Below are 24,416 nucleotides of genomic sequence, written 5' to 3' on the forward strand. Positions count from 1 at the left end.
CACCTAAACCACCTAAGCCGCTACCCTCAAATCATCGATCGCCCGCTGCCTCACCCCGAGATCGTCCCAAAGCTCCGGATGGCACGTGAACACCAGAATCTGGTGCCGCGTGGCCGCGTCGATCAGCGCGCGCTTGATCGCGTCCCGTCGCGTGGCATCGGTATGCACGGCGGCGTCGTCGAGCATCAGCAAGGTCGGGCGGCCCGATGCCTTCAACAGATCCGCATACGCGAGCCGCGTCAGGATGCCAAGCTGTTCCCGCGTGCCGAAGCTCAGCGCATCGAGGGTATCCGCGCGGCCATCACGCTCCAGCGTCGCGGGACTCAGATCGTCGCCAAGCGCAACCGTCGACTGCGGGAAAATCCGCTTCAGGTAATGCCCAAGCCGTTCGGTCAACGGCGCACGCAGTTGGGCCACCGCCGCGTCGCGTTCGTCGACCAGCACTTCATCCAGCAGACTCAACGCGCCCGCCCGCAAACTCAGTTCGTCCTTGCGGCGCGTGGCCTGCTCGACTGACGCTTTCACAGCAGCAAGACGCTCTCCAAGCCCGGACGCACCCACCGTCTCCAATTGGCTGCGCAATCCCGCGATCCGCAGTTGCCGTTCGTGCTGCTCGTTGCGCGCAAGCTCCGCCGACGCACGATAACGTTTCGCTTCCGCTGCCGGATCGTCCAGACGTGCCGCTTCCAGTTCGCGCGCACGTCCTTCGAGCTGCTTCTTCAGCGCCTCGACCTGCACACGCTGCTCGACGATTTTCGTCTGCCATTGCGCACGGCTGCGGCAAAACGCTTCGTCGCCCAGTTGGGCTTCCTTTCGCTGCAACTGAGCCGCGAGCGACTCGGTCGTCGCCGTCGCCGTGGACCTGCTTTCCGCCGCCTGCTCCAGCACTTTTCTCGCGGCTTCCAATGCCTCACGCGCGATACCGGCGTCGCGGCGAGCCTCGTCGAGCGGGGGCGCCGCCGACACATCCGGCAGGACCGCCAGCCGCTCATTCGAGGTCTGCAACCGTGCAGCGGCCGTCGCCAACGCGGCACGCAGCGCGTCGATACCCTGCGGCGCATGCAACTCGAGAATCTTCGCCTGGCTTTTCTGCTGCGCGACGAGCGCCTTCCACTGCTCGTGCCGGGCCTCTGCGTCGCCCAACGACGCCACGCCCAGCGCCTGCAACAACTGCGCATGGCGGGTTTCGAGCGACGCCAGCCCGGACAGTTGCGCGGGCAGATCCGAAACGCCTGGAATCACGCGTAGTTCGCCGAGCTCGCCAAGACCGATCCGCTTCTCCTCATCGAGCCGCAGCACACCCGCGCCGCTTAACGTCGCATCGCCGACGGTGATCTCTCCATTTAACCGGTATTCGATGCGGGTCATCGCCGCTTCGGTACGTGCACGCAGCACGGTCAACTCGGCGTCGAGCGATTGGAGCTGCTTCAGTTGCGCGCCATCGATTTCGAGCGCCGCCGCCGCGCGCGTCGCCTCCAGCACGGCCTCGCTGGCCTTGCCGGCGTCCGCGATCGCCGTTTCAAGCCGCTCGCTCTCGGTGCGGTGCAGCGCGATCTGACTGCGCAGATCGCCTGCGGTAACCGCGGCGTTCGCAAGTTCGTGGGCGCGGGTCGCGTCGGCATACACCTGTTCGAGCTGCGCCACGTTCGTCTGCGCCTGCGCGTGCTCGTTCTGCACCGCCGACACCTTGGCGCGTGCGGCGTCGAGTTGCTGACGTTCGCGTGCCACGGCGGCTTCCAGTTCGTTCGCCGTCTGTTCCTGCTGCAACGAGAATGCCAGTTCCGCGTCGCTCAATTGCAATGACTTCGAGAGCACCTGAAGACTGCGTTCGAGTTCCGCCGCGGCATCGGCACGCTGTTGCGCCTGCAGCGCTTTCTGCTCGTGAAGTTCCCACGGACGCTTGCCTTGCGCATCGTCGAAGGCTTCCTGTTGCGCGGCAAGCCGCCCAAGGTTCTCGTCGAACGTTTGGCGCTGCTGCTCCAGTTCATCCCGTTCGCCAATGAGCGCCGCCAACGCCTGTTCAGCCTCGGCCAACGGCCCGGTGGACTTTTGCGTCCGCGCTGTAAGCAGTTGCCGAAGCTCGCGCTGCACCGCCGCGATCAGCGCATCCTCGCCGGCGGATTCGGTGCTGCCCGAAAGTTGCGAAAGGGCATCGCGCAGATACTGCGCCGCGTGCCCGGTGGAATCGCGCAGCTCCTGCGTGCCGCCTTGCTGCACCCACAACAGGCCCGGCACGCCGGCGTTCTCCGCCTTGAGCGGCCCACGCGCGGCACGGGAAAAACCGAGCAACGCAGCGAGCTTGTCCTCGGCTTCATCTTCACCGAACACCGCCTGACCGATCTTCAGCTCGCAACGCTGGCGTGTGACAAACTGCTTCGACAGCCGGCAGGCCGTGCCGTCCATATCGAAGGTCACTTCAACCGAGGGCTGCCCGCTCGCCTTACCCCATGGCAGCAGGTCTTTCAGATGCGAAGCCTCGTAGCGTTCGAGGAACACCGCTCGCACGGCTTCGGCGATTGTGCTCTTGCCTGCCTCGTTCGGACCGGTAAACAGGTTGAGCCCGGGCTGCAGATCATCGATAACGAGCCGGCCGGTGAACTGCTTGAACTCCTGAATCGCGATACGTTCCAGCCTCATGCGGACCTCGCTTCGCGCGGCAGTTCACGTTGAAAACGCGCCAGAAGCAATAACGCCTCCGCCGCGTGCTTAATTTGCAGCGGGTCGGACTGCGGGTCTTCCTGCAAGCTGCGCAGACGCGCCACGACCTTCGCGAGGTAGCCGCCCTGCGCGCCGAGTTCGGCGAGATCGGCTGCGGTGGGCAGCACCTGCAGGCCACTCAGATCGACGCGCAGCGCACGCACTCGCGCACGGGCCTCCTCCACCGCGACGTGAATCGCTTCGGCTTCGACCAGCGCCGTCGTGCCGCTTACGGTGATCCGCAGCACGTCGTGACTGCCCAACGCGCCAAGGCGCGTCTTGAGCGAATCCACATCGGTGGGCACCGAGATCGTCTCGTCCCAGCGATGCCATTGATATTGGCCCACCCGCACCGCTTCAACGAGCGGCGCGGCGCCCGGCTCAGTTAGCGTGACGTCGAGCATGAAGCCTGGATCGTTGGCGCGGAAGCGGTCCTGCTCATGTGTGCCTGCATACCAGGTGCGCTCGTCGACACGCAAATGACCATGCCAGTCGCCGAGTGCGAGATAGTCCAGACGCGCGCTCGCGGCACGTGTCGCGGCAATCGGATTCGACGAATCGATGCCTTCCTGCAGGATCCCGCTGACGCTGCCATGCGCGAGTCCGATGCGGTGATAGCCGGCGGGCGTCTCTGCCGTGTCGAAGAAGCCGGTGGTGTCGTCGTAAGTAATGCGCTGCGTGAGCGGCGCGCAAAGCAACGCGCATTGGCAGGCGTCGAGCGTCACCACGCCGGGTTCGAGCACTACCTGCACGTTCGGCGCAATGCAGTTCAGGCGCCGCGCACGGGTCCACACGCTCTCGACCAGCGCGGCGTCGTGATTGCCGGGCAGCATGATCCACGGTCCGGAAAACGCTTGCAGCGCGCCGAACAGACGACGGATCACCGTGTCCGAGACGGTTTGCAGATCGAATACGTCACCGGCGACCAGCACGGCGTCGACCTTGCGCGCAGTTGCTTCCCCGGCGATCCGGCGCACGGTTTCGAAGCGCGCTTGCGCGAGGTGCGCGGCTTCGTCCGGCTCGAACTGGCCGAACTGCGTCCCTATCTGCCAGTCCGCGGTGTGCAGAAACCTGATCACTGTGCCTCCATTCCGTTCAATTGCATCGTCAATCTTCGCTCAATCGTCGTTCGGCGCTCATGTTACCGCGCCGGCGCGTCAAAGCATGTCCCAAGCCGTTGCCACGCAGCGGCAAGAGCGGCGCTACACTCGCGTTTCCAGACGATCAGCCGCACCGCTTCATGCCAATCGAATCGAACCCCGCTGCCCCGCCGCCGATGAACAAAGAGACCGAACTGAAGAAGGCCAAGCGCACCCCGCTGCTGTTGCTGGCGGCGGCCGCCTGCGTTTTCGTCGTAACCGCTTTCATGCCGCGCGGCATCTGGGTGGACGGCATCAAGGCCGTGGCGGAAGCCGCCATGGTCGGCGCGCTCGCCGACTGGTTCGCGGTGGTCGCGCTGTTTCGCCGTGTGCCGATCCCGATGGTCTCAGCGCACACGGCGATCATTCCGAAGAACAAGCATAAGATCGCCGATAACCTCGCGGTGTTCGTGCAGGACAAGTTTCTCGACGTGCCGTCGCTGGTCGGGCTGATCCAGAAACACGACCCGGCGCAAAGCATCACCGGCTGGCTGACCAGGCCGGCCAACACCGCGCGTCTGGGCGACTACGTGGTCAAACTGACGGGCGGCATTCTCGAACTGACGGACGACGTGCGCATCCAGGTCTTCATCAAGGACGCGCTGCGCGACGTGCTGGCCAAAATCGACCTGTCGCAATCCATGGGCTCGATTCTCGACACGCTCACGCGAGACGGCCGTCATCAGGAACTGCTCGACGCCGGCATCGAACAGGTCGTGGCGCTGCTCAGCGAACCGCAAGCGCGCGAGTTTATCGCTGAGCGCATTGTCGAGTGGGTGAAGAACGAGTATCCGAAGATGGAGATGATCCTGCCGTCGGCGTGGCTCGGCGAGAAAGGCGCCGAAACGATCGCCAATGTGGTGAACCGGATGCTCGAGCAGATCAGTGAGAACCCCACGCACCAGTTGCGCCAGAAATTCGACGAGGCGGCGCAAAAGCTGATCGTCAAGCTCAAGAGCGATCCGGCCTTCCTGCAAAAAGGCGAGGACCTGAAACGCTATCTGGTGGAAGGCGAAGCGCTCAGTACCTATGTGAAAGACATGTGGGGCGAATTGCGCGCATGGCTCAAGCGCGATCTGCAAAGCAGCGACTCCGCCCTGCACGCCCGCGTGATGGCGATGGGCCAATGGGTGGGTCATGAACTGGCGCACGACCCGGCGCTGCGGCAGTCGTTGAACGACCACCTGGAAGAAGCGGCGCGCGGCATGGCGCCGGATTTTGCCCAGTTCCTCACGCGCCACATCAGCGATACAGTGAAGAACTGGGATTCGCGCGAAATGTCACGGCAAGTCGAGTTGAACATTGGCAAGGATTTGCAGTACATCCGCATCAACGGAACGATCGTGGGCGGTTTTATCGGCTTGCTGCTGTATCTGAGTTCACGCCTGTTCGAACTGTTGCGGCTGCACATCGGCTAAGCGGAGACGACCGCCGCACGCCAAAGCGCCTACAATCCAGGCATACGAATTGCTCGGGCGCTTTATCATCCTGCCGCCGTTCGCGTTTCCTAAGCGCGTGCCTTCAGGCAAAGCGCCAGCGCCACCACATCGAGAAGTGCGTTCATGAAAATTCCGTTACCGCCGCCTGGGCGGCCAAACCGCGTATACCCGCCGGGCACGCCCAGTCTGCATGGCCTCGCATCGGTTATCACCGGCGTGGTCGTGGTGTGCGCGCTGTACTTCGGCCGCGCGGTGCTGATTCCGATCACGCTCTCGGTGCTGCTCAGTTTTCTGCTCGCCCCGCTGGTGCAGATGTTGCGGCGTTTGCACATGGGCCAGTTGCCGTCGATCTTTATCGCCGTACTGTTCGCCCTCGCCACCTTGCTGGCCGTAGGCGGGCTGATCGGCGCACAACTCGTGCAACTGGCGGGCGATCTGCCGCAGTATCAGGTGGCGATCGAGCAAAAGATCGAGACGGTGCAGGAGAAAACCGTCGGCCGTGCCGATTCGCTGATGAGCCGCGCGGCCGCCACGCTGCAACGCGTCGCGCCGACCAAGCCGAGCCCGCCGCGGCTGACTGGACGCGCGGCGCGCAATGCGCCCCCCGTGCCGACGCCCGTCGAAGTGCACGAGCCTTCGCCCACGCCGATGCAACTCGCACAACGCGCGCTGTCACCGGCAATCGCACCGATCGAAACCACCTTTATCGTGCTGGTCGTGACGATCTTCATCCTGTTGCAACGCGAAGATCTACGCGACCGTTTGATCAGTCTGTTCGGTTCGCGCGATCTGCACCGCACCACGACGGCGATCAATGACGCCGCCGGGCGGTTGAGCCGCTACTTCGTCGCGCAACTGGGCGTGAACCTCAGCGCGGGCGGGATCATCGCGATAGGTCTGGCGATTATCGGCGTGCCCGGCGCGCTGCTGTTCGGCGTGATTGCCGCCTTGCTGCGCTTCGTGCCGTATATCGGCATCTGGATCGCGGCGATTCTTGCGGTGTTTCTCGCCGCCGCCATTCAGCCGCAATGGACCATGGCGGTCTACACGCTGATCCTCTTCATCGTCGTCGATGTGGTGGCCGGGCAGATCGCCGAGCCGCTGCTGTACGGCCATCGCTCGGGCCTGTCGCCGCTGGCGGTGGTGGTGGCGGCGATTTTCTGGAGCTGGCTGTGGGGGCCGATTGGCCTCGTGCTGTCCACGCCGCTCACGCTGTGCGTCGTCACGCTCGGCCGCTACGCCGACCGTCTGAACTTCCTCACGGTGCTGCTGGGCGACCAGCCCGCGCTAACGCCCGCGCAGAACTTCTATCAGCGGCTTCTGGCGGACGATCCGCATGAAGCCATCGTGCAGGCGGAGCGTCTGCTGCGCGAGATGTCGCTGATCGATTACTACGACAATGTCGCGCTGGAAGGTCTCAAACTCGCGCGCAACGATGCGATGCGCGGCGTGCTGATGCCTGAGCAACTGGCGCGCATCAATGACGCGCTGGTCGACATCGTCGAAAACCTGGAAATTGCCGACGGCCTGCCGGACCGCCTGTTACGCGCCGAACCGGCCGACTCGGCTGAAGCGATGCTGGCTTCGGCGTCGGCGGATCTTTCGGAGCGGCACGACAGCCACCATCCGGGCCGCCCGGCGTTGCGCCCTGAAAGCGAGAAGACCTCGGTGTTGTGTGTGCCCGGACGCGGCGCATTCGACGAGGTCACCACCGCCATCGCCGTGCAGTTGCTCGGGCGTCAGGGGCTCACGCCGATGATGGCCACACACTCGGGCTATCGCAGCGCGCATGCCGACGAACCGAGCTTCAGGGACGCGCCGATCATCTGCATCATCTCGCTCGACGCGCCGGAGTCGCCCCCGTATCTGCGCAATATGTTGCGGCGTACGCGGGAATGGCGGCCGCGGGCGACCCTGGTGGTCGGCGTCGGCAGCGCGCCTGAAGCCGGCCCTGAAATGGGTGCGACCGGCGCTTCGCACGCGGCGCCGACGTTCCGCGCGATGATCGAGGAATGTCAGGTGGCCGCGAGCGTGCAGTACTCGCGCCAGCCTTCGCATGCGGCGGGGGCGGATTGACAGCGGGGGCGGATTGACATAACCCGCGCAGTTCCCTGCGCGATTGAATGCCAGAAGCCGCGAGGGGCCAATGCACCTCGCGGCTTTTTCTTTTTCTATTTGCACAGTATCGCGACGCCTGCGCCATGTACCCAAAATGAGGACAGCCGCGCGTTACCCCTCGTTCATACTTGACCCATCGATTCGCACCGCCTTCAGAGCACATTCAGCGCCGTGGCGGGCAATCCATCGGCATCGAAGATCCAGAGGAGACACGCATGAGCCGCAGCTTCAAACCCTATCCCTTCACGCCTCGCCACTATCGAGGCGTGGTGCCGCCGCTGGTTGACGGGCGCGACGCCGTGCGGCGCGCGGTGGCGATCGTGGGCGGCGGCCCCGTCGGCATGACGCTGGCGCTTGCGCTGGCTCGCCAGGGCGTGCGCTCCGTGCTGATCGAAGCCGACGACGGCGTTTGCACCGGCAGCCGCGCGATCTGCATTTCACGCCGCAGCCTGGAGATTTTCAAACGCCTCGGCGCCGTGCACGGTTTCCTGCAAAAGGGCCTGCCATGGACCGGGGGCCGCAGCTTCTACCGCGATGCCGAAGTGTTCCGCTTCAGCATGCATCAGGACGACGAGCAATCGCTGCCGCCGATGATCAACATCGCGCAATATCAGATCGAACAGTTGCTGCTCGACGAAGTGGAACAGCACGCCGATCTGATCGACATCTGCTGGCAAACGCGCGTGACCGGCCTCGAACAGCACACCGGCAACGGCGCGACCGGCGCGACGCTGGACCTGAGCACTGGCGACACCGCCTGGAAAATGCGCGCGGATTGGGTCGTTGCCTGCGACGGCGGCCGCAGCACGATTCGCGAGGCAACGGGCCTCAAGCTCACGGGTACGAGCTACGAAGGCCGGTACGTGATCGTCGATATCGAACTGAAGAGCGAGCGCGCCACCGAACGGCTCGCCTATTTCGATCCGCCCTCGAATCCCGGCTCGACAGTACTGGTGCACAAGCAGCCCGATAACGTCTGGCGTATCGACTACCAGCTTCGCGACGATGAAGACCCCGAGGACGCTGTCAAGCCTGAAAACGTGATGCCGCGCGTGCAGAGCGTGCTCGACTCGATGGGCGAAACCGGCGAATGGTCACCGATCTGGATTACGGTCTACAAGGCCAACGCCCTGACGCTCGAACGTTATCGTCACGGCTCGGTGCTGTTCGCGGGCGATGCCGCGCATCTCGTGCCGATTTTCGGCGTGCGCGGCGCGAACTCCGGCATCGACGACGCCGACAATCTCGGCTGGAAACTTGCTTGCGTGGTCAATGGCATTGCGTCGGCGCGTCTACTCGACAGCTACAGCGACGAGCGCGTTTTCGCGGCACGTGAAAATCTGAGCTACGGCATGAAAAGCACGGAATTCATGGCGCCGCCCTCGTTCGCATTCGACCTGATGCGCAAGGCCGTGCTGGGACTGGCCGGACATCATCCCGCCGTGCGGCCGCTGATCAATCCACGGCAGACGCACGCGATTGCCTACACCCAGTCGCCGCTCAATCAGGTCGCGGCCGCCGCGTCGGACGCGTTCAGCAAAGGGCCGGCGCCAGGCGCCGTGCTGCCGGAGTGCCGGCTGCAACGCCTATGTGAAGGGGTCGCGGTCGATATCCATCTCACCGATCTGCTTGGGCCGTGCTTCACCGCGCTTCGCTTCGGCATGGAGGCGGCGCAAGACGAAGCATGGCAGCAATTGCACCACGCGCTCGGCGAACACGGCATTCCATTCAAAGCCGTCACGCTGGTCACGGGCGACGCGCCGCGCACCGCCAGCCCGCACGTGGCCGATCCGGCGGGACGCTTGCACGAGATGCTCGACGCGACACCGGGCACCGTTTATCTGATCAGGCCGGACGGTCATGTACTCGCCCGCTGGCGCAACGGCAGCGCGGCGAAGGTGCAAAGCGCCGTGACGGCCAGTCTGACGAAATGACTCAGGAGGAATCCCCATCATGACCGATAGCGAACTCGACCTCGTCTACACGACGCTCTGCACGACACTCACCGCTGAAGGCGAAACGCAGGCCTCCTTGTATCTGGCGCGCCTTGCGCTGCTATCCATCACGGAGCTCGGCGACATGCAGCGGGCGTTGTCGTTGATCGAGGCGGCGAAGCTGCCGCCTGCTTCGAGCGTGACTGCCTGATCCGGCTGGAGTGCGTTGGCTGGAATACGGCACGACGCCACCGAAGCCAACCATCAGACGAAAAAAACCGCCCCGTTGACAACGCGGGGCGGTCTTCTCCTCGCCAAGCTCACTGACGCGGATACAAACCCAACGTGCTCGCATGCAGGCGCGCGAGTCCGAGCAGCGCGTCCGTGTACGGCGTCGGCACATCCGTCAGTTGACCCAGTTCACGCACCGCGGCCACCAGCGCATCGAGCTCAACCGCTTTACCCGCCTGTACGTCCTGCAGCATCGAGGTTTTCATCGCGCCGAGTTTGAGCGTGACCTCGTGGCGATCCGCCGGTGCCTGCTCGATCGGAATGCCGAAGCGTGCGCCGATCTCTTTCGCTTCCAGCATGATGCTCGTGACGAAATTGCGCGCCAGCTCGTCGCTGAGAATCCGGTCGGTGGTCGCGCCGGTCATGGCGCTGATCGGATTCATCGTCATATTGCCCCACAGCTTGTACCAGACGTCGCGCTGAATCTGCTCGGACATCGATGCATTGAAGCCCGCTGCGCTGAGCGCGGCGGTGAGCGTTTTGACGCGTTCGCTCGGTTGCCCCGACGCCTCGCCGACAATCAGCCCGTTGCCCTGATGATGCCTGATGACGCCCGGCGATTCGATCAGACAGCTGGCATGCACCACGCAGCCCACCGTTTGCGCGGTCGGAATGGCGGCGGCGATCGCGCCGTCAGGATCGATCGACTTCAAGCGCTTGCCGGCGAAATCGCGGCCGAGTCCGTCGCAGAACCACCAGGGCACGCCGTTCATCGCGGTCAGCACGGTCGTCTGCGCGTTCATCAGCGGCGCGATATGCGTGGCCACCGACGCCATTGCCGGACCCTTGACCGCCACCACGACGAGATCCTGCGCGCCGAGATCAGCCGGCTGTTCGCTCGCCTTCACCTGCACGGTGTGCGTCACGCCGCCTTCGATCAGACGCAAACCGTGTTGCTGCAACGCACCGAGTGTCGCGCCGCGCGCCACCACGCTCACGTCGTGGCCGGCCTGCGCGAGCTTCACGCCGATCCAGCCGCCGATCGCGCCTGCACCGTAGATTCCTACTTTCATTGCTTCATTCCTTGCTTTGATTCCAGAGGCAAGCTTTTCTTCAAGCTTCGCGTTAGTCCCAGCGTCAGTCCTCGCATCAATCCTCGCGCTAATCCTTATAGCTCGCGTCGATGCGATCCACGCGCCGCACCAGCGCGTCGAACACGTCCTGTCCCGCGCCGTGACGCGGATCGAACTGCAACGAATCGCGCGAGCAGCGGATCGCCACCTCTTCCGGCACCGGCCGCGCGCGGCCCATCGAGAACGTGGCCATCTGGATTTCGCATGCGCGATTGAGCGTCCACAGAATAGCGAAAGTCTGCGGCAGCGTGTGGCCCCATGCAAGCAGGCCATGGTTGCGCAGGATCACCGCCTGTTTGTTACCGATATGTTCGAGCAGACGCGGCCCTTCTTCGGCATGCACCGTGATGCCTTCGAAATCGTGATACGCGATACGGTCGTGCAACTGTGCGCTATAGAAGTTGGTTTGCTCCAGACCGTTTTCGAGGCAGGCCACCGCGACGCCGGCCGTCGTGTGCGTGTGCATCACGCAGTGCGCATCGGCGAGGCCTTCGTGAATCGCCGCGTGCACGACAAAACCCGCGGGATTCACCGGGTACGGCGAGTTGTCGAGCACGCGTCCTTGCGCGTCGATCTTCACGAGGTTGCTCGCCGTTACTTCGCTGTAGTGCAGGCCGAACGGATTGATCAGAAAGTGACGCTCGCCGCCGCAGACGCTCGCCGGCACGCGCAACGTGATGTGGTTGTAGATCATCTCGGTCCAGCCGAGCATATCGAAGATGCGGTAGCACGCCGCCAGTTGCACGCGCGCCTGCCATTCGTCGGGATGCATCGTGGCGGACTTCGATGGGCTCGCCGGTTGTACTTCAAGAATCGACATCAGGGTCTCCGTTGTTATCGTTCACAGGTTCGAACGCGCGTGCGTTGCGAGTAGCCGCCGTTATGCGCCCGCCACTACCGCCGCGATCGACGACGCCACATAGCCGGCGTTGCGCGCATTCAATCCGGCGACGCACATGCGCCCCGAGCGCAGCACATACACGGCATATTCGCTGCGCAAACGCTCCACCTGGGCTTCGCTCAGCCCCGTGTAGGTAAACATGCCGCGCTGCGCGACATAACGCGCGCGCATTACTTCATCGACGCGGCCGGCGAGTCCGTCGTGAATCGTGCCGCGCATGGCGAGAATCCGTTCGCGCATGGTGGCGAGTTCCGCTTCCCATGAAGCACGCAAGGACGCATCCGAAAGCACATTGGCGACGAGGCGCGCGCCGTGCGTCGGCGGATTGCTGTAATTGGCGCGCACCGCGGACATCAATTGACCGAGCACGCGAGCCGCCTCTTCCTTGCTCTTGCACACCACGCTCAGTGCGCCGCAGCGCTCGCCGTACAGCGAGAAATTCTTCGAGAACGAATTCGCCGCGATCAGCGGCACGCCCGCATCGGCGAGCAGACGCACGCAGGCGGCATCCTCCTCGAGGCCCGAGCCGAAACCCTGATACGCCATGTCGACAAACGCAATCAGCTTGCGGCGCTGCAATACCGGCACCAGTTCCGCCCATTGCGCCGGGCTCAGGTCGACACCGGTGGGGTTGTGGCAGCACGCGTGCAGCAGCACGATGCTCTGCTCGGGCAAGCGGCCGATCGTGTCGATCATGTCGGCAAAACGCAGGCCGCCGGTGTGTTCGTCGTAGTACGGATAGGTGTTGACCGTGAGGCCCGCGTTTTCGAACACCACGCGATGATTTTCCCAGCTCGGATCGCTGATCCAGATCTGCGAGGCCGGGAAATAGCGCTTCAGAAAATCCGCGCCGACTTTCAGCGCGCCTGATCCGCCGAGGGTCTGCAAGGTCGCGATGCGGCCTGCTGCACGTGCTTCATGGTCAGCACCGAATACCAGAGCCTGTGCTGCGTCGCGGTATTGCGGCAGGCCGGCCATCGGCAGGTAGGAGCGCGGGCCGATCGCGCCGAGCAGCGCGGTTTCGGCATGCCGTACGGCGTCCATCACCGGCAGCTTGCCGGCGTCGTCGAAATAGATGCCGATGCTCAGGTTGACCTTGTTGGGCCGCGGATCGAGTTGAAAGTCCTCGTTCAGGCTCAGAATCGGGTCGCCCGGATAGGCGGGAATGTGGTCGAACATGGCAATTCCTTGAGTGGAGCCCCGCGTGTGGCTGAGGTGCGGCCTGCATATAACCCAGGATGCACCCCGGATGCGCCCAGGATGCACTTTGGATGTGGGCTGTTGCAGCCTGGCTGCGCGGCACGAGCCGCGTGGGCAAGACGAAAGTCTAAGCGGGTTCCCCCCGCGCGTCGACCAGCACGAGTGTCGGCCAAAGGCTTGCCACATACAATCAATCGATTTTTCACGATTAGTAAGTTTTTCTTTAGAATCGCCTGATGCCACTCACACGCGTCACCATCCGTCAGTTCGAAGCGTTTCTCGCCATCGTCGATTTGCACAGCATCGGCGCGGCGGCGGAACGGCTCGGGCTGACCTCGTCGGCGGTCAGCCAGTTGCTGGCCGACCTGGAAACGGAACTGGGCTTTCGCCTGTTCGACCGCACGACGCGGCGCGTCAATCTGTCGAGCGCGGGGCAGGATTTTCTGTCGTCGGCCGAATCCGTATTGCGCCATGTGCGCGCCGCCGCCCAGTCCGCCGACGACATCCGCAATCGCGCGGCCGGTATCGTGCGGGTCGGCGCACCTCTCGTGCTCGCGGCGACCGCGCTGCCCGCGGCGATCGCCGACTATGCGCGCGACAAGCCGAAAGTGGTCGTGCGCGTTTGCGATACCGTGGTCGAACAACTGGTGGAGCGCGTGGAAAGCGGCGACGTGGACCTCGCGATCGGCCCGGATCGCCAGAGCGGCACGCGGGTGCGTTGCGATCCGGCCTTCGCGAGCCCATGGGTCATGTGGTGCGCGCCAACGCATCCGCTGAGCACGCGGCGCCGGGTGCAGTGGCAGCATCTGCGCGACGTGCCGATTGTCGCCACCGGGCGCGATCACGAGCGCGCGGTCGAACAGATGCTGGCCAATCTGCCGGTGGAGGCGCGCATCATTCCGGTGGACGTGGTGGACAATGTCACCACTGCGTTCGGGGTGGCCTCACAGGGGCTTGCCGTCACGCTCGCGCCCGCCTACGTCGCGCCGCTTGCGCGAACCTTCGGGCTGGTCATGAAACGCATCGTCGATCCGGAAACCATCCGCGAGGTATGCGTGTATCGCTCGACCGAACGCACCCTGTCACCGCCGGCGGACGGTTTCGCGGAATTCATCATGCCGTGGCTGAAGAGCTGGGATCGTGAAACGCAAGCCGATTCGCGGGCAAAGCGCGGGTAGTTATCGACGCGGGTTCGATTGCGCTTCGGCTATTGCCCGATTGATGGTCAACGACAAGTCAACGACAAGTCGACGACGGCGCGGCCAGTCTGCGGTCATAAGCTCGGCGGCGTTGGCGCACTGGGCCGGAACCGGCCTGGGCCGTTCAAGTCCGGTCAGGACCGTTCAGATCCGCTCAGATCCGCTCAGATCCGCTCAGATCCGCTCAGATCCGCTCAGTTTCTTTCAGGCAGCAGACAAAGCGCGAACAACTGGCGCTGGCTGGAAATACCCAGCCGGGCGTAAGCGCGCTTCTGATATGTAATCACGCTGGTGGCCTTAATGCCCATTTGCTCAGCGATCTCAGTGGCAGTTGCGCCTTCCAGCGTGCCGCGCAGCACGTCGATCTCGCGCGGCGTCAGCGCCGGGCAGTGCCGTCTCACGCGTGCCAGCATCGCGGCGGCCGTACCCTGCTGATGCTGTCCATTGAGCGCGTAATGGCTTTTGGCCGCATGGGCGAACAGATGCGCCACGCTTTCCACATGCTCAAGTTCACCCGGATGAAACATGCCGTAGGCGCGGTCGCGATACAGATTGATCGACAGCCAGACGCTTTCCATTGGTTGCAGAAGCAACGATAAGCGGTCGGACACATTGGGCTGCGCATAGCAGGCGGCACGGTAAGCTTCGTTCTCGATTTCTTCGCTGTGCTGCTGGTGCAGCACTAAGGCCTCATGCTGCTGTTTTGCTTGCGGGCGGCCGACGATGGCGCGGTTGCCGTCGAGCGCATAGAAGTGCGTCGCATAGTGGTCGGCGACATTGCGCAGAAAGCGGCCGCCGCGGTGATCGGCGGCGGAGACGGTACGTGGCCTCGCGTCGAACTCATAGGCAAAAATCGTGCACTGCGAAACGGGCAGCGCGTCGCCCACAGTTTTCAGAATGCTTGCAGCGAGCGCGTCCGGGTCGGCATGCGAAATCGACATGACGAGGTCGGTCACACGCGACGTATTGATGTGCCCGCTGCGGGGCGGTGTGGAAACGCGCCAGGAACGCATGATAAAGACGAACTCGCCAAGCTTGGGTTTCAGTCCGTCAAGCGTAGCACAACGGTGCATCAGGCCTCATGCGAGACGGCCCTGGTGGTGGAATCCGCCGATGCCGCCAGCGTCGACAAAAATCCAGTGCAAACCTGACGCAAGCCAGGCGCCAGGCCGCCGGCAAACGAACGAAACTACAACGTCCCCAATTTAACCGCGAGGAAATCGACCAGCAGCCGCGTTCTCTGCGGCAAGCGCCGCATTTTTGCCCACATCGCATGCAGCGGCAACGGCGTGAGCTGGAAATCCGGCAGCAAAACCTCCACCCGCCCTGCCTCGACCCATTCCTGAATCTGCCAGAAGGCGGCGATCCCAATGCCCATCCCGCCGAGCACCCCCGCATTCACCGCGGCCACCTGGTTGCTGTCAAAACGGCCGGCCACGTTCACCGCAATTTCATTGCCTTCGGGCGACGCAAATACCCACCGCCCCGGATTTGGCACGCCGGTGCGAACGACGCAATCGTGCCGCGTCAGATCCCGCGGATGCGACGGCCTGCCGTGTTCGGCAAGATAGGCGGGAGCTGCGAACACCACCCGCCGAAGCGTGCCGATGCGCCGCGCCACCAGCCTTGAATCAGGCGTTTCGCCAATGCGGATCGTCACATCCGCGCCAGTCTCCGCCGGGTCGCGATACGCGTCGCTCAGATCGAGCGACAACTCCAGTTGCGGATGCCGCTGCAAAAACTCCGCGGCGAGCGGCGCGATGAATTGCGGTCCGAAGAGCGACGGCGCATTGATCAGCAACCGGCCGGTGAGCCGGTGCGCCTCCTCGGCGAGCTCGGTGCGCGCCAGTTCGAGTTCGGTCAGCGCGCCTTTGACCCGCTCGTAAAAGCGCATGCCGGCGGCGCTCGGTTGCGAAGTGCGCGTGGTGCGCACGATCAGGGTCGTTCCGTGGGCCCGCTCCAGCACCTGCAGCGACCGGCTGACGGCTTGCAACGAGCGGCCAAGCCGGCGCGCGGCGCTCGTCAGGCTGCCCTCCTCGACAATCGCCACGAGGGTTTCCAGGTCACGTAAGGCATCCATCGCCAATTCTCCCGTTTTTCGTGAGGATGTATCAAATGCAGCGCGAATTGTATTTGTCCAACGTGAGAGTAGCATCGATTCGTCTTCACTTAAGGGCTCGCCCGACATGGACTCTCCCACGATGCAGTGCCAGACAGCAGCCCGGGCCACCATCCCGCCGGCACACAGCGTTCCGACCGTGCGCTTCGCCGCGATGGTCGCAGTCGCCGTGCTGCCCCTCTATGCATCGCAAACCTTGATCGGCCCGCTCAACACCTCGCTGCATCTCGGCGCATGGACCACGCTCGTCACCGCATTGACCTTGCTCGGCTATGCGGCCGGGCTGGTCGGCCTCGTGCCGCTGATCGACCGCCTGCCCAATCGGCCCCTGATTGCCGCCACGTTATTCGCGCAGATTGCCTGTCTCGTACTGGCCGCCGTCGCGCCGCTGGCGCCGGTGTTCCTGGCTGCATCGTTCGCCGTCGGCGTGACATCGAGCGTCGTGCAGATGCTGGTGCCCGCGGCGGCGTCGCTCGCGCCGCCGGCCTCACGCGGCAAGGCGGTCGGCAACGTCATGAGCGGTTTGATGCTCGGCATTCTCCTGTCGCGGCCGCTGGCCAGTGTGATCGGCGGCGCCCTTGGCTGGCGCGCTTTCTATGGCGCCGATGCCGTGCTGCTCGCCGCTGTCACGCTCGCCGTGGTGCCGCGTTTGCCGGACGTGCGCCCGCTCCAGGCCCCGCCCTATGCCGCGCTGTTGGCGTCGATGGCGCGTCTCGTGGCGCATGAACCCGTGCTGCGCCGCCGGGCTTTGTACCAGGGCCTGCTCATGGCCGGTTTCAATGCGTTCTGGAGCAGCGTTGCCATCGTTCTGACGCGCGCGCCGCTCGGCCTGAACAGCACCTCCGTCGCACTGTTCGCTCTGGCCGGTGGCGGCAGCGTGTTCATTGCACCGCTGGCGGGCCGCGCCGGCGACAGGGGCTGGTCGAAGCCCGCCACCATGCTCGCTCACGCGGTTGCCATCGCGGCCGCCCTGGTGGCGATACTGGCGTTGAGCTCAGGCGTCTCGCGCGCCGCAGCGATCGCCATGCTGGCGGTCGCTGCATTCTTTATCGACGGCGGTGTGATTGCCGATCAGGCATTGGGCCGGCGCGCGATCAATCTGCTCGCGCCCGAATCGCGTGGCCGCGTAAACGGCCTTTATACAGGGCTCTTTTTTGTCGGCAGCGCGGTGGGCGCGACCATTGCCGGCCCCGCGCTCGCGCATTGGGGCTGGCCGGGTGTCGGCATCGCCACGGTGGGCTTTTTCGCTGCGGCAGCCGCGCTGCATCTGCGCGACAGTTCGCGCGGACGCAACGCATGATCGATCTAACGAATCACTGAAGGAGCATATTCATGACATCCACTCGCAGCGCCATGCGCTATCGCAGCATCGAAATCGACGGTCTCGACATTTTCTATCGCGAGGCAGGCCCACGCGATGCACCTGTGATTCTGCTGCTGCACGGCTTTCCGTCGTCGTCGCGAATGTACGAGACGCTGATGCCGCTGCTCGCGCAGAATTACCGGCTGATCGCGCCGGACTACCCGGGTTTTGGCCACAGCAGCGCGCCCTCGCCCAGCGCCTTCGAGTACACGTTCGATCACCTCGCCGAAGTGATGCTGCATTTCACCGACGCATTGGGCCTCGAGCGCTATACCCTGGTCATGCAGGACTATGGTGGTCCGGTAGGCTTCCGGCTTGCGCTTGCGAACCCGCAGCGCATCGATGCCCTGGTGGTGCAAAACGCGGTGGCGCACGAAGCCGGACTCGGTCCACTATGGCAAACGCGCAGGGCCTTCTGGAACGATCGCGCAACGCACGAGGCGGCGCTGCGGACCAATCTGCTTTCATTTGAAGCGACCCGCTTGCGGCATGTTGGGCGCAGTCCGAATCCCGATCGTTACGACCCGGATACCTGGACGGATGAGTTTGCGTTTCTATCGCGGCCCGGACAAATCGACATTCAGACTGAGCTTTTCTACGACTATCGAACCAACGTGGAACGGTATCCAGTGTGGCAGCGGTATCTGGACGAACATCAGCCGCCCATGCTCGTGATATGGGGAAAGTACGATCCCTCATTCGAAGTGGCAGGCGCTCACGCGTATCGCGACAACGTGCCCGGCGCCGAAGTCCATATGCTCGAAGGCGGGCACTTTGTGCTGGATGAAGCCGTCGATCAGGTGGCGGCGCTGATGAATCAGTTTCTGGCGGCGCGGCGGCCGCGCTAGTGCACGTTTTCCGGGGCGGTGGCCGGCTTGTCCGCGCAACGACTGCAGGCCGGCTGCCGCGAAGAACACCTGCTGCCGGCACGCCACGTCGAGAACCCGCGAACCCCGCGTCCATCAGAAGCGATAGTTGATCGAGATATCGGCCACCCCGGTGGCCCTGCTATGCGTGATCGGACTATTGCCCGTGCTGCCGACCAGTTGTTCGAACGCGCCGTCGGCGGTGGCAAACCAGTGCTTGTCGAACAGCCACACCATGCTCACGCCGAAACCCACCGACTTGAAACCCGCACTCGCGTGATACTCGGAGTACTGCGAATGCGCGGCCTGATTCTGATTCACACCGTACCAGGCGTTCATGTAATTCGAGTCCGCGAGCGTCACGTTCGGCCCGGCGAACCAGAAGAATTTTTTGGTGCTGCCCGGCATCGGCATATAGGCGCCGAGATCGCCGATCCAGCCGTTCGAGCCGCCGAAATAGCGCCGGACGTCGGCGCGCAGCACGAGCGGGAAATCCTTCGACACGACATATTCCCCGGAGAGTTTGAGGCCCGGCGCCGGATTGATATTGCCTAGCCCGTTCAATTCCTGCGGATCGTCATGAGCGCGTCGCCCGAGATCGTAGACAGCGGCGAGACTCGCGCGCCAGTTCTGCCCCTGCGCGAAGTTGACACCGAGTCCTTCGCCGCTCGAAAAGAAGAACAGGTCCTTGTAGCGCACGTCGACGCTCGGGCCCGCCATCAGGTGATACCGGTCGGAGCCTTCGTAACGCGGCTGGAACGACGTCGCCGCACCGACACGCACCTGCCAGTCCGGAATATTCGGTTGCCACATCTTCTGCAGCGGAATGCCCACGGAATACTGCCATTCGCCCAACGGCGAAGGCGTTTGGGCCAGCGCCGGGGCCGGCAGAACACCCATACCGCCAAGGGTCGCGACGGCCAGCGATGTTGCCACGATGCTTGTTTGTTTATTGCGAATCCTGCCGATCCGCTTTCTACGGCTGATCAACACCAGAAGCCTCCGTTCTCGCGTATCGCGAAGGGGTTTAGGTTCTCGCCCGAAGCCGGCAAAGAATGGCAAACATCCGGGCGACCGCCGCATTGCTACGCGCGGCATGTAATTCTTTCAGCAAACGGCACGCATTGCCCGGCAAAACGCACGGCTCTAACCTGATGCTGCCCCATCAACTGGGCATTGGCGCGAACATAACCGTGCGAAAGGTTTGCCGACGCACGCTCCTGCGCAAAATGCGGGCCTGGTCGCTGGAAAGCCGGTTCGGATTGGAACAACGCAAGAACAGACCGACGGATGCCGACAAGCATGCCGTGGCGATGGTGACAGGCAGAATACAGCCGCAAAAAAACGCCCGGCGCCGCGCGATGCGGCGCCGGAAAGAGAGATTGCCGCTAGCGCGGCGTTTGCGATGCTATTGCGCCGCTTCGACCAGCACGGGTTTGTCGCGATAGAGATTCGGGAACAGACGCTTCAGGTTGGTGATCTTCGGCATGTCGTTGATGGCGATATATGCCGAGTTCGGATGCAGTGTCAGGTAGTTCTGATGGTACGACTCGGCCGGATAGAAGCCCTTGAACGGCTCCGTCTTCGTGACAATCGCGGCCGGGAACGCGTGGGCCTTGTCGAGCTGCGCGATATAACTTTGCGCGACATGCCGCTGCGCGTCGTTCAGCGGGAACACCGCCGAACGGTATTGCGTACCGCTGTCCGGACCCTGGCGGTTCAACTCGGTCGGGTCCTGAATCACTGAGAAATAGACCTGCAGCAACTGCCCGTAGGTGACCTTGGTGGGGTCGAACGTAACCTGCACGGATTCCGCATGGCCGGTGTCGCCACCGCTGACGGTCTCGTACTGCGCCGTATCCCGCTGGCCGCCTGAGTAACCCGCGACCGCCCGGGTGACACCGCGCACATGCTGGAACACGCCCTGGACGCCCCAGAAGCAGCCGCCCGCGAACACGGCGGTTTCTTCGTGCGCGCTCGTGGCGGAAACAGGTTCGTCGAGCGCGGGCGGCGCAATGACCACCCCGTTTTCCGACGAGAAAGCCACGCGCTGCGCCAGCAGCAACGCCAGCGCGCCGAGACCGAGCGAAAGCGCGAGGGCCGCTCCGCGCGAGCGGACCGGTTTGCCGATACTGCGTTTCTCGATGTTCATGATGTCTGTCCTGATTCGATCAGCTCGTGCCGCGCGCGGCGGGCGTGAATGTTAAAGCGAGGCCGTTCATGCAATAGCGCAGACCGGTCGGTTTGGGGCCATCGTCGAAGACGTGACCCAGATGGCCGCCGCAACGCCGGCACAGTACTTCGTCGCGCGTCATGCCGAACGACTTGTCGGTCCGCGTGATGACAGCATGATCCAGAGGCTGCCAGAAACTCGGCCAACCGGTGCCGCTATCGAATTTCGTCTTCGAAGAGAAGAGCGGCAATGCGCAACCGGCGCACGCGAAAGTGCCGGCGCGGTGCTCCTCGTTCAGCGGACTGCTGAATGGCCGCTCGGTGCCCGCTTCGCGCAGCACCCGGTATTGCGCATCTGTCAGGAGCTTGTGCCATTCGGCGTCGCTGTGCGCGACCTCGTAGCCCGCCGCTGCGCCCAACTCCGCCGCGCCTGCCGTGCGCCATGCCGCAGTGCTGCCGGCGAGCGACGCCGCACCGATTAATCTGAAGAAACTCCGTCTGCTGCAAGCCATGATGATCGTCCCGGAAAGTCCGCACCGTTCACCCGTTCAGGCGCTGAGCGCGCCGCCCGCGAGTGGTCCTGACGTTTAGTCGGGCACCGGAGAGATTTATGACAGCATGCGCGTCTTTTTGCGTGACGGCGATTACAGCGGAAATTTCGTGGTCGACAGGATCTCCTTAAGCACCATAAAGGAGCGGATTTGCCGGACGCCCGGCAGATAAAGCAGCTGTTCCGCATGCAGACGATTGAAGCTTTCGCTATCACGGGTGCGGATTGTCATGAAATAGTCGAACTCGCCCGTGACGACGTGGCATTCCATGCACCCCGCCACCTTCTGCGCCGCTTTTTCGAACTCGGCAAACGACTCCGGCGTGGATCGATCGAGCACCACGCCGATGATCACCAGCATGCCCGCTCCGGCCGCTTTCGGGTCGATCAACGCAACCACGCCGCGAATCAGCCCTGATTCCTTTAACCGCTCCACGCGCCGCAGACACGCGGGCGCACTCAATTTGACCTTGGCCGCCAGCGCGACGTTCGAGATGGACGCGTCGGTTTGCAGTTGACGCAGGATTGCCCGGTCGATGCGATCGAGTGCGTGAAGCGAGTCGGCTTGCGCGGTTGCTGCGGTGTTTACATCGGCCGTGCTGCGCGTGCCGCGAACTTTTGTTGCGCTCATTGATTCAGATCCGGAATTTTATTAGGTCGATTTTCGTCGAAAATTCTTAAAAGTATGTCGAACGGAATTTCTTTGCAAGCTCATTTCTAGCGCTATTCCCTACCATTTGGTTAGCACGGCGGCTTGCTGCCTGCGTCGAACCTACCTATCTGGAGCTGCCATGAACCTGCAACGATTCGCTCGTTACCCGCTGACTTTTGGGCCCACGCCGATCCAGCCGTTAAAGCGTTTGAGCGACCACCTGGGCGGGAAAGTGCATTTGTATGCGAAGCGCGAGGACTGCAACAGCGGCTTTGCGTTTGGCGGCAACAAGACGCGCAAGCTGGAGTATCTGATTCCCGAGGCGTTGGCGCAGGGTTGTGACACGCTGGTATCGATTGGGGGTATCCAGTCGAACCAGACCCGTCAGGTTGCGGCGGTTGCGGCGCACCTAGGGATGAAATGCGTGCTGGTCCAGGAGAACTGGGTGAACTATTCGGACGCCGTATATGACCGGGTCGGCAACATCCAGATGTCGCGCATTCTGGGCGCCGATGTCCGGCTGGTTGCCGACGGCTTCGACATTGGTTTTCGCAAGAGTTGGGAAGATGCCCTGGAGAGCGTGCGCGCTGCGGGCGGCAAGCCTTACGCGATCCCGGCGGGCTGTTCGGACCATCCGCTGGGCGGCCTTGGTTTCGTTGGTTTTGCTGAGGAGGTACGCCAGCAGGAGGCCGAACTCGGTTTCAAGTTCGACTATATCGTGGTGTGTTCCGTCACGGGCAGCACCCAGGCGGGCATGATCGTCGGCTTCGCCGCTGACGGCCGCGCCGAGCGTGTCATTGGCATTGACGCATCAGCGAAACCGGCGCAGACGCGCGAGCAGATCACACGAATCGCGAGACAAACCGCGGAAAAGGTCGATCTAGGCCGCGACATCACGAGCAAGGACGTGGTGTTGGACGAGCGCTACGGCGGCCCGGAATATGGTTTGCCGAACGAGGGCACATTAGAGGCGATTCGTTTGTGCGCGAGACTCGAGGGCGTACTGACCGACCCGGTGTACGAAGGCAAGTCGATGCACGGCATGATCGACATGGTAAGAAACGGCGAATTCCCTACGGGTTCACGCGTGTTGTACGCCCACCTGGGCGGCGTCCCGGCGCTAAACGCCTACAGCTTCATATTCCGGAACGGATAACAAGCAACAAGCAACAAGCAACGAGCAACAAGCAACAAGCAACAAGCAACGAGCAACGAGCAACGAGCAACAAACGGGTAACAGATGGGTAACAGACACCGAGCCGGCTCACGGTTTTCGAGCCGCGCGTCGGCGCGCGCAGCGCCGCCGGAGGTATGAGTGCTTTGTCACCAGGGCCGAATGTGCGAGAACACAGATTCCAGAGGGCCTGTCATTAATTTCGTGTTCAAGGCATATCATTCTCCCCAGGAGAACCTATGCCTCGCAAACCGAAAGCTACGCCGGCAGAACTGCCGGTGATCCCCGCTGAGCTGCTTGAGAAGTTCGGCAACGGGCCGATGACGGCCGAAGCGATCAACGCCGCGACGTTGTCCTTGAAGAAGGCGCTGATCGAGCGGGCGCTGGGTGGCGAGATGAGCCATCATCTCGGCTACACGTCCGGTGCTGCAAAGCCCGCGGCCGTCACCAATCAGCGCAATGGCACGGGCGCCAAGACAGTCCTGACCGAGGACGGTCCGATCCGTATCGAGATCCCACGCGATCGCGACGGTAGTTTCGAACCGCTGCTGATTCCCAAGCACGAACGGCGCTTCACGGGTTTCGATGACAAGATCGTCGCCATGTATGCCCGGGGTATGACCGTGCGTGAGATACAAGGCTTTCTGCTCGAACAGTATGGCACCGACGTCTCGCCTGATTTCATCAGCTCGGTTACCGACGAGGTCATGGCCGAAGTGACGGCCTGGCAGGGCCGCCCGCTTGAGCCGATGTATCCGGTGGTGTTCTTCGACGCATTGCGGGTCAAGATCCGCGAAGACGCCGTGGTGCGCAACAAGGCGATCTACCTTGCGCTGGGCATTCTTCCCGACGGCACACGCGATATCCTCGGCCTGTGGATCGAGAACACCGAGGGCGCCAAGTTCTGGATGAAGGTGTTCAACGACCTCAGGACGCGCGGCGTCAACGACATCCTGATCGCCGTCACCGATGGTCTGAAGGGTATGCCCGAGGCGCTGGCGGCAGTGTTTCCGGCCACCACGCTGCAGACCTGCATTGTTCACCTGATCCGCAACAGCCTCGATTACGCGAGCTGGAAGGACCGCAGGGGCCTGGCCGCAGCGATCCGCCCGATCTACACCGCGCCCAGCGCGGAAGCGGCGCAGGCGGAACTCGATGCATTTGCTGATGGGCCATGGGGGCAGAAATTCCCGCCGGTCAGCGCGGCGTGGCGCAACGCCTGGGATCGCGTAATTCCGTTCTTTGCGTTTCCACCGTCGGTTCGCAAGGTGATATACACGACGAACGCCATTGAGAACATCAACTCGCAGTTGCGCAAGATCATCAAAACGCGGGGCCACTTCCCGACCGACGAGGCTGCGACGAAGCTCATCTGGCTTGCATTGCGTAACATCACTGCCGATTGGGGGCGTGCGGCTCATGACTGGAAGGCCGCCATGAACCAGTTCGCCATACTTTATGAGGACCGATTCGTTCGACCATCCGTGTAATTCTCAACCCGCCTTGAACACGGAAATTCTGACACCCCC

The 24,416-nt window shown here is 63.3% G+C and carries 20 protein-coding genes; 9 read left to right on the plus strand and 11 right to left on the minus strand.

The features are described 5' to 3' along the window. Window positions 1–12: 12 nt before the first annotated feature. Complete coding sequence (locus BCY88_RS03925) at window positions 13–2,637, minus strand: AAA family ATPase (protein WP_120342970.1); 2,625 nt, start codon at window positions 2,635–2,637, stop codon at window positions 13–15. Further along, on the minus strand, window positions 2,634–3,776 hold the full coding sequence (locus BCY88_RS03930) for a metallophosphoesterase family protein (protein ID WP_120342971.1): 1,143 nt from the start codon (window positions 3,774–3,776) through the stop codon (window positions 2,634–2,636). The genes BCY88_RS03925 and BCY88_RS03930 overlap by 4 nt, the downstream gene beginning before the upstream one ends. Before the next feature lie 197 nt (window positions 3,777–3,973). Between BCY88_RS03930 and BCY88_RS03935 the strand changes: the two genes are divergently transcribed. The 4 genes from BCY88_RS03935 (at window position 3,974) to BCY88_RS03950 (ending at window position 9,538) form a co-directional block, all read left to right on the plus strand. Continuing rightward, window positions 3,974–5,254 (plus strand): DUF445 domain-containing protein, encoded by a 1,281-nt coding sequence (locus BCY88_RS03935; protein WP_120343006.1) that lies wholly within the window; start codon window positions 3,974–3,976, stop codon window positions 5,252–5,254. 144 nt (window positions 5,255–5,398) lie between these two features. Further along, entirely contained in the window at window positions 5,399–7,351 is a 1,953-nt protein-coding gene (locus BCY88_RS03940) for an AI-2E family transporter (RefSeq protein ID WP_120342972.1), read from the plus strand. Window positions 7,352–7,608: 257 nt separating this feature from the next. After that, window positions 7,609–9,327 carry an FAD-dependent oxidoreductase gene (locus tag BCY88_RS03945; RefSeq protein WP_120342973.1) on the plus strand — a complete coding sequence of 573 codons (1,719 nt, stop codon included), beginning with the start codon at window positions 7,609–7,611 and terminating at the stop codon, window positions 9,325–9,327. A gap of 19 nt (window positions 9,328–9,346) precedes the next feature. Continuing rightward, window positions 9,347–9,538, plus strand: coding sequence for a hypothetical protein (locus BCY88_RS03950; protein WP_120342974.1), 192 nt, complete (start codon window positions 9,347–9,349; stop codon window positions 9,536–9,538). Between the two features lie 109 nt (window positions 9,539–9,647). Here the strand turns inward: BCY88_RS03950 and BCY88_RS03955 are convergent, their stop codons facing one another. From BCY88_RS03955 to BCY88_RS03965, 3 genes are all read right to left on the minus strand, one after another. Further along, window positions 9,648–10,631 (minus strand): 2-dehydropantoate 2-reductase, encoded by a 984-nt coding sequence (locus tag BCY88_RS03955; RefSeq protein ID WP_120342975.1) that lies wholly within the window; start codon window positions 10,629–10,631, stop codon window positions 9,648–9,650. Window positions 10,632–10,719: 88 nt separating this feature from the next. Next, the gene (locus BCY88_RS03960) at window positions 10,720–11,511 is read right to left on the minus strand and encodes a class II aldolase/adducin family protein (RefSeq protein ID WP_120342976.1); all 792 of its coding nucleotides are present in this window, start codon (window positions 11,509–11,511) and stop codon (window positions 10,720–10,722) included. Between the two features lie 60 nt (window positions 11,512–11,571). Continuing rightward, window positions 11,572–12,771, minus strand: a complete 1,200-nt coding sequence (locus tag BCY88_RS03965) for an amino acid aminotransferase (protein ID WP_120342977.1) — start codon at window positions 12,769–12,771, stop codon at window positions 11,572–11,574. Between the two features lie 257 nt (window positions 12,772–13,028). Between BCY88_RS03965 and BCY88_RS03970 the strand changes: the two genes are divergently transcribed. Beyond that, the gene (locus BCY88_RS03970; RefSeq protein WP_120342978.1) at window positions 13,029–13,970 is read left to right on the plus strand and encodes a LysR family transcriptional regulator; all 942 of its coding nucleotides are present in this window, start codon (window positions 13,029–13,031) and stop codon (window positions 13,968–13,970) included. A gap of 215 nt (window positions 13,971–14,185) precedes the next feature. Here the strand turns inward: BCY88_RS03970 and BCY88_RS03975 are convergent, their stop codons facing one another. Continuing rightward, window positions 14,186–15,004 (minus strand): helix-turn-helix transcriptional regulator, encoded by an 819-nt coding sequence (locus tag BCY88_RS03975; RefSeq protein WP_120343007.1) that lies wholly within the window; start codon window positions 15,002–15,004, stop codon window positions 14,186–14,188. Window positions 15,005–15,180: 176 nt separating this feature from the next. Beyond that, window positions 15,181–16,071, minus strand: a complete 891-nt coding sequence (locus BCY88_RS03980) for a LysR family transcriptional regulator (protein ID WP_120342979.1) — start codon at window positions 16,069–16,071, stop codon at window positions 15,181–15,183. Between the two features lie 106 nt (window positions 16,072–16,177). On the opposite strand from BCY88_RS03980, the gene BCY88_RS03985 reads away from it, so the two are divergent. Both BCY88_RS03985 and BCY88_RS03990 read left to right on the plus strand, forming a co-directional pair. Then, the gene (locus BCY88_RS03985) at window positions 16,178–17,410 is read left to right on the plus strand and encodes an MFS transporter (protein WP_120342980.1); all 1,233 of its coding nucleotides are present in this window, start codon (window positions 16,178–16,180) and stop codon (window positions 17,408–17,410) included. 32 nt (window positions 17,411–17,442) lie between these two features. Then, entirely contained in the window at window positions 17,443–18,321 is an 879-nt protein-coding gene (locus tag BCY88_RS03990) for an alpha/beta fold hydrolase (protein ID WP_120342981.1), read from the plus strand. Window positions 18,322–18,435: 114 nt separating this feature from the next. Here the strand turns inward: BCY88_RS03990 and BCY88_RS03995 are convergent, their stop codons facing one another. From BCY88_RS03995 to BCY88_RS04010, 4 genes are all read right to left on the minus strand, one after another. Beyond that, window positions 18,436–19,332 carry a MipA/OmpV family protein gene (locus BCY88_RS03995; protein WP_120342982.1) on the minus strand — a complete coding sequence of 299 codons (897 nt, stop codon included), beginning with the start codon at window positions 19,330–19,332 and terminating at the stop codon, window positions 18,436–18,438. A 415-nt stretch (window positions 19,333–19,747) separates the two neighbouring features. Next, the gene (msrA, locus tag BCY88_RS04000; protein WP_120342983.1) at window positions 19,748–20,491 is read right to left on the minus strand and encodes a peptide-methionine (S)-S-oxide reductase MsrA; all 744 of its coding nucleotides are present in this window, start codon (window positions 20,489–20,491) and stop codon (window positions 19,748–19,750) included. Window positions 20,492–20,510: 19 nt separating this feature from the next. Next, a complete protein-coding gene (gene msrB, locus BCY88_RS04005; protein ID WP_120342984.1) occupies window positions 20,511–21,023 on the minus strand; it encodes a peptide-methionine (R)-S-oxide reductase MsrB in 513 nt (170 codons plus the stop codon). A 132-nt stretch (window positions 21,024–21,155) separates the two neighbouring features. Beyond that, a complete protein-coding gene (locus BCY88_RS04010) occupies window positions 21,156–21,692 on the minus strand; it encodes an Lrp/AsnC family transcriptional regulator (protein ID WP_120342985.1) in 537 nt (178 codons plus the stop codon). Between the two features lie 160 nt (window positions 21,693–21,852). Here BCY88_RS04010 and BCY88_RS04015 point away from each other — a divergent pair, with 160 nt between their 5' ends. Continuing rightward, a complete protein-coding gene (locus BCY88_RS04015) occupies window positions 21,853–22,869 on the plus strand; it encodes a 1-aminocyclopropane-1-carboxylate deaminase (RefSeq protein WP_120342986.1) in 1,017 nt (338 codons plus the stop codon). 257 nt (window positions 22,870–23,126) lie between these two features. Beyond that, entirely contained in the window at window positions 23,127–24,377 is a 1,251-nt protein-coding gene (locus BCY88_RS04020; protein WP_120342987.1) for an IS256 family transposase, read from the plus strand. Window positions 24,378–24,416: the final 39 nt, after the last annotated feature.

Source organism: Paraburkholderia fungorum (assembly GCF_003610895.1).
GTDB classification, from domain to species: Bacteria; Pseudomonadota; Gammaproteobacteria; order Burkholderiales; family Burkholderiaceae; genus Paraburkholderia; species Paraburkholderia fungorum_B.

Excerpts from the sequence above, each read along its gene's own strand:
- BCY88_RS03925 (WP_120342970.1), bottom strand. The coding sequence starts at position 2,637 with ATGAGGCTGGAACGTATCGCGATTCAGGAGTTCAAGCAGTTCACCGGC.
- BCY88_RS03965 (WP_120342977.1), bottom strand. The coding sequence starts at position 12,771 with ATGTTCGACCACATTCCCGCCTATCCGGGCGACCCGATTCTGAGCCTG.
- BCY88_RS04010 (WP_120342985.1), bottom strand. The coding sequence starts at position 21,692 with ATGAGCGCAACAAAAGTTCGCGGCACGCGCAGCACGGCCGATGTAAAC.
- BCY88_RS04015 (WP_120342986.1), top strand. The coding sequence starts at position 21,853 with ATGAACCTGCAACGATTCGCTCGTTACCCGCTGACTTTTGGGCCCACG.
- BCY88_RS03935 (WP_120343006.1), top strand. The coding sequence starts at position 3,974 with ATGAACAAAGAGACCGAACTGAAGAAGGCCAAGCGCACCCCGCTGCTG.
- msrB (WP_120342984.1), bottom strand. The coding sequence starts at position 21,023 with ATGGCTTGCAGCAGACGGAGTTTCTTCAGATTAATCGGTGCGGCGTCG.
- BCY88_RS03985 (WP_120342980.1), top strand. The coding sequence starts at position 16,178 with ATGGACTCTCCCACGATGCAGTGCCAGACAGCAGCCCGGGCCACCATC.
- BCY88_RS03940 (WP_120342972.1), top strand. The coding sequence starts at position 5,399 with ATGAAAATTCCGTTACCGCCGCCTGGGCGGCCAAACCGCGTATACCCG.
- BCY88_RS03990 (WP_120342981.1), top strand. The coding sequence starts at position 17,443 with ATGACATCCACTCGCAGCGCCATGCGCTATCGCAGCATCGAAATCGAC.
- BCY88_RS03950 (WP_120342974.1), top strand. The coding sequence starts at position 9,347 with ATGACCGATAGCGAACTCGACCTCGTCTACACGACGCTCTGCACGACA.
- BCY88_RS03955 (WP_120342975.1), bottom strand. The coding sequence starts at position 10,631 with ATGAAAGTAGGAATCTACGGTGCAGGCGCGATCGGCGGCTGGATCGGC.
- BCY88_RS03980 (WP_120342979.1), bottom strand. The coding sequence starts at position 16,071 with ATGGATGCCTTACGTGACCTGGAAACCCTCGTGGCGATTGTCGAGGAG.
- msrA (WP_120342983.1), bottom strand. The coding sequence starts at position 20,491 with ATGAACATCGAGAAACGCAGTATCGGCAAACCGGTCCGCTCGCGCGGA.
- BCY88_RS04020 (WP_120342987.1), top strand. The coding sequence starts at position 23,127 with ATGCCTCGCAAACCGAAAGCTACGCCGGCAGAACTGCCGGTGATCCCC.
- BCY88_RS03975 (WP_120343007.1), bottom strand. The coding sequence starts at position 15,004 with ATGCGTTCCTGGCGCGTTTCCACACCGCCCCGCAGCGGGCACATCAAT.
- BCY88_RS03970 (WP_120342978.1), top strand. The coding sequence starts at position 13,029 with ATGCCACTCACACGCGTCACCATCCGTCAGTTCGAAGCGTTTCTCGCC.
- BCY88_RS03945 (WP_120342973.1), top strand. The coding sequence starts at position 7,609 with ATGAGCCGCAGCTTCAAACCCTATCCCTTCACGCCTCGCCACTATCGA.
- BCY88_RS03960 (WP_120342976.1), bottom strand. The coding sequence starts at position 11,511 with ATGTCGATTCTTGAAGTACAACCGGCGAGCCCATCGAAGTCCGCCACG.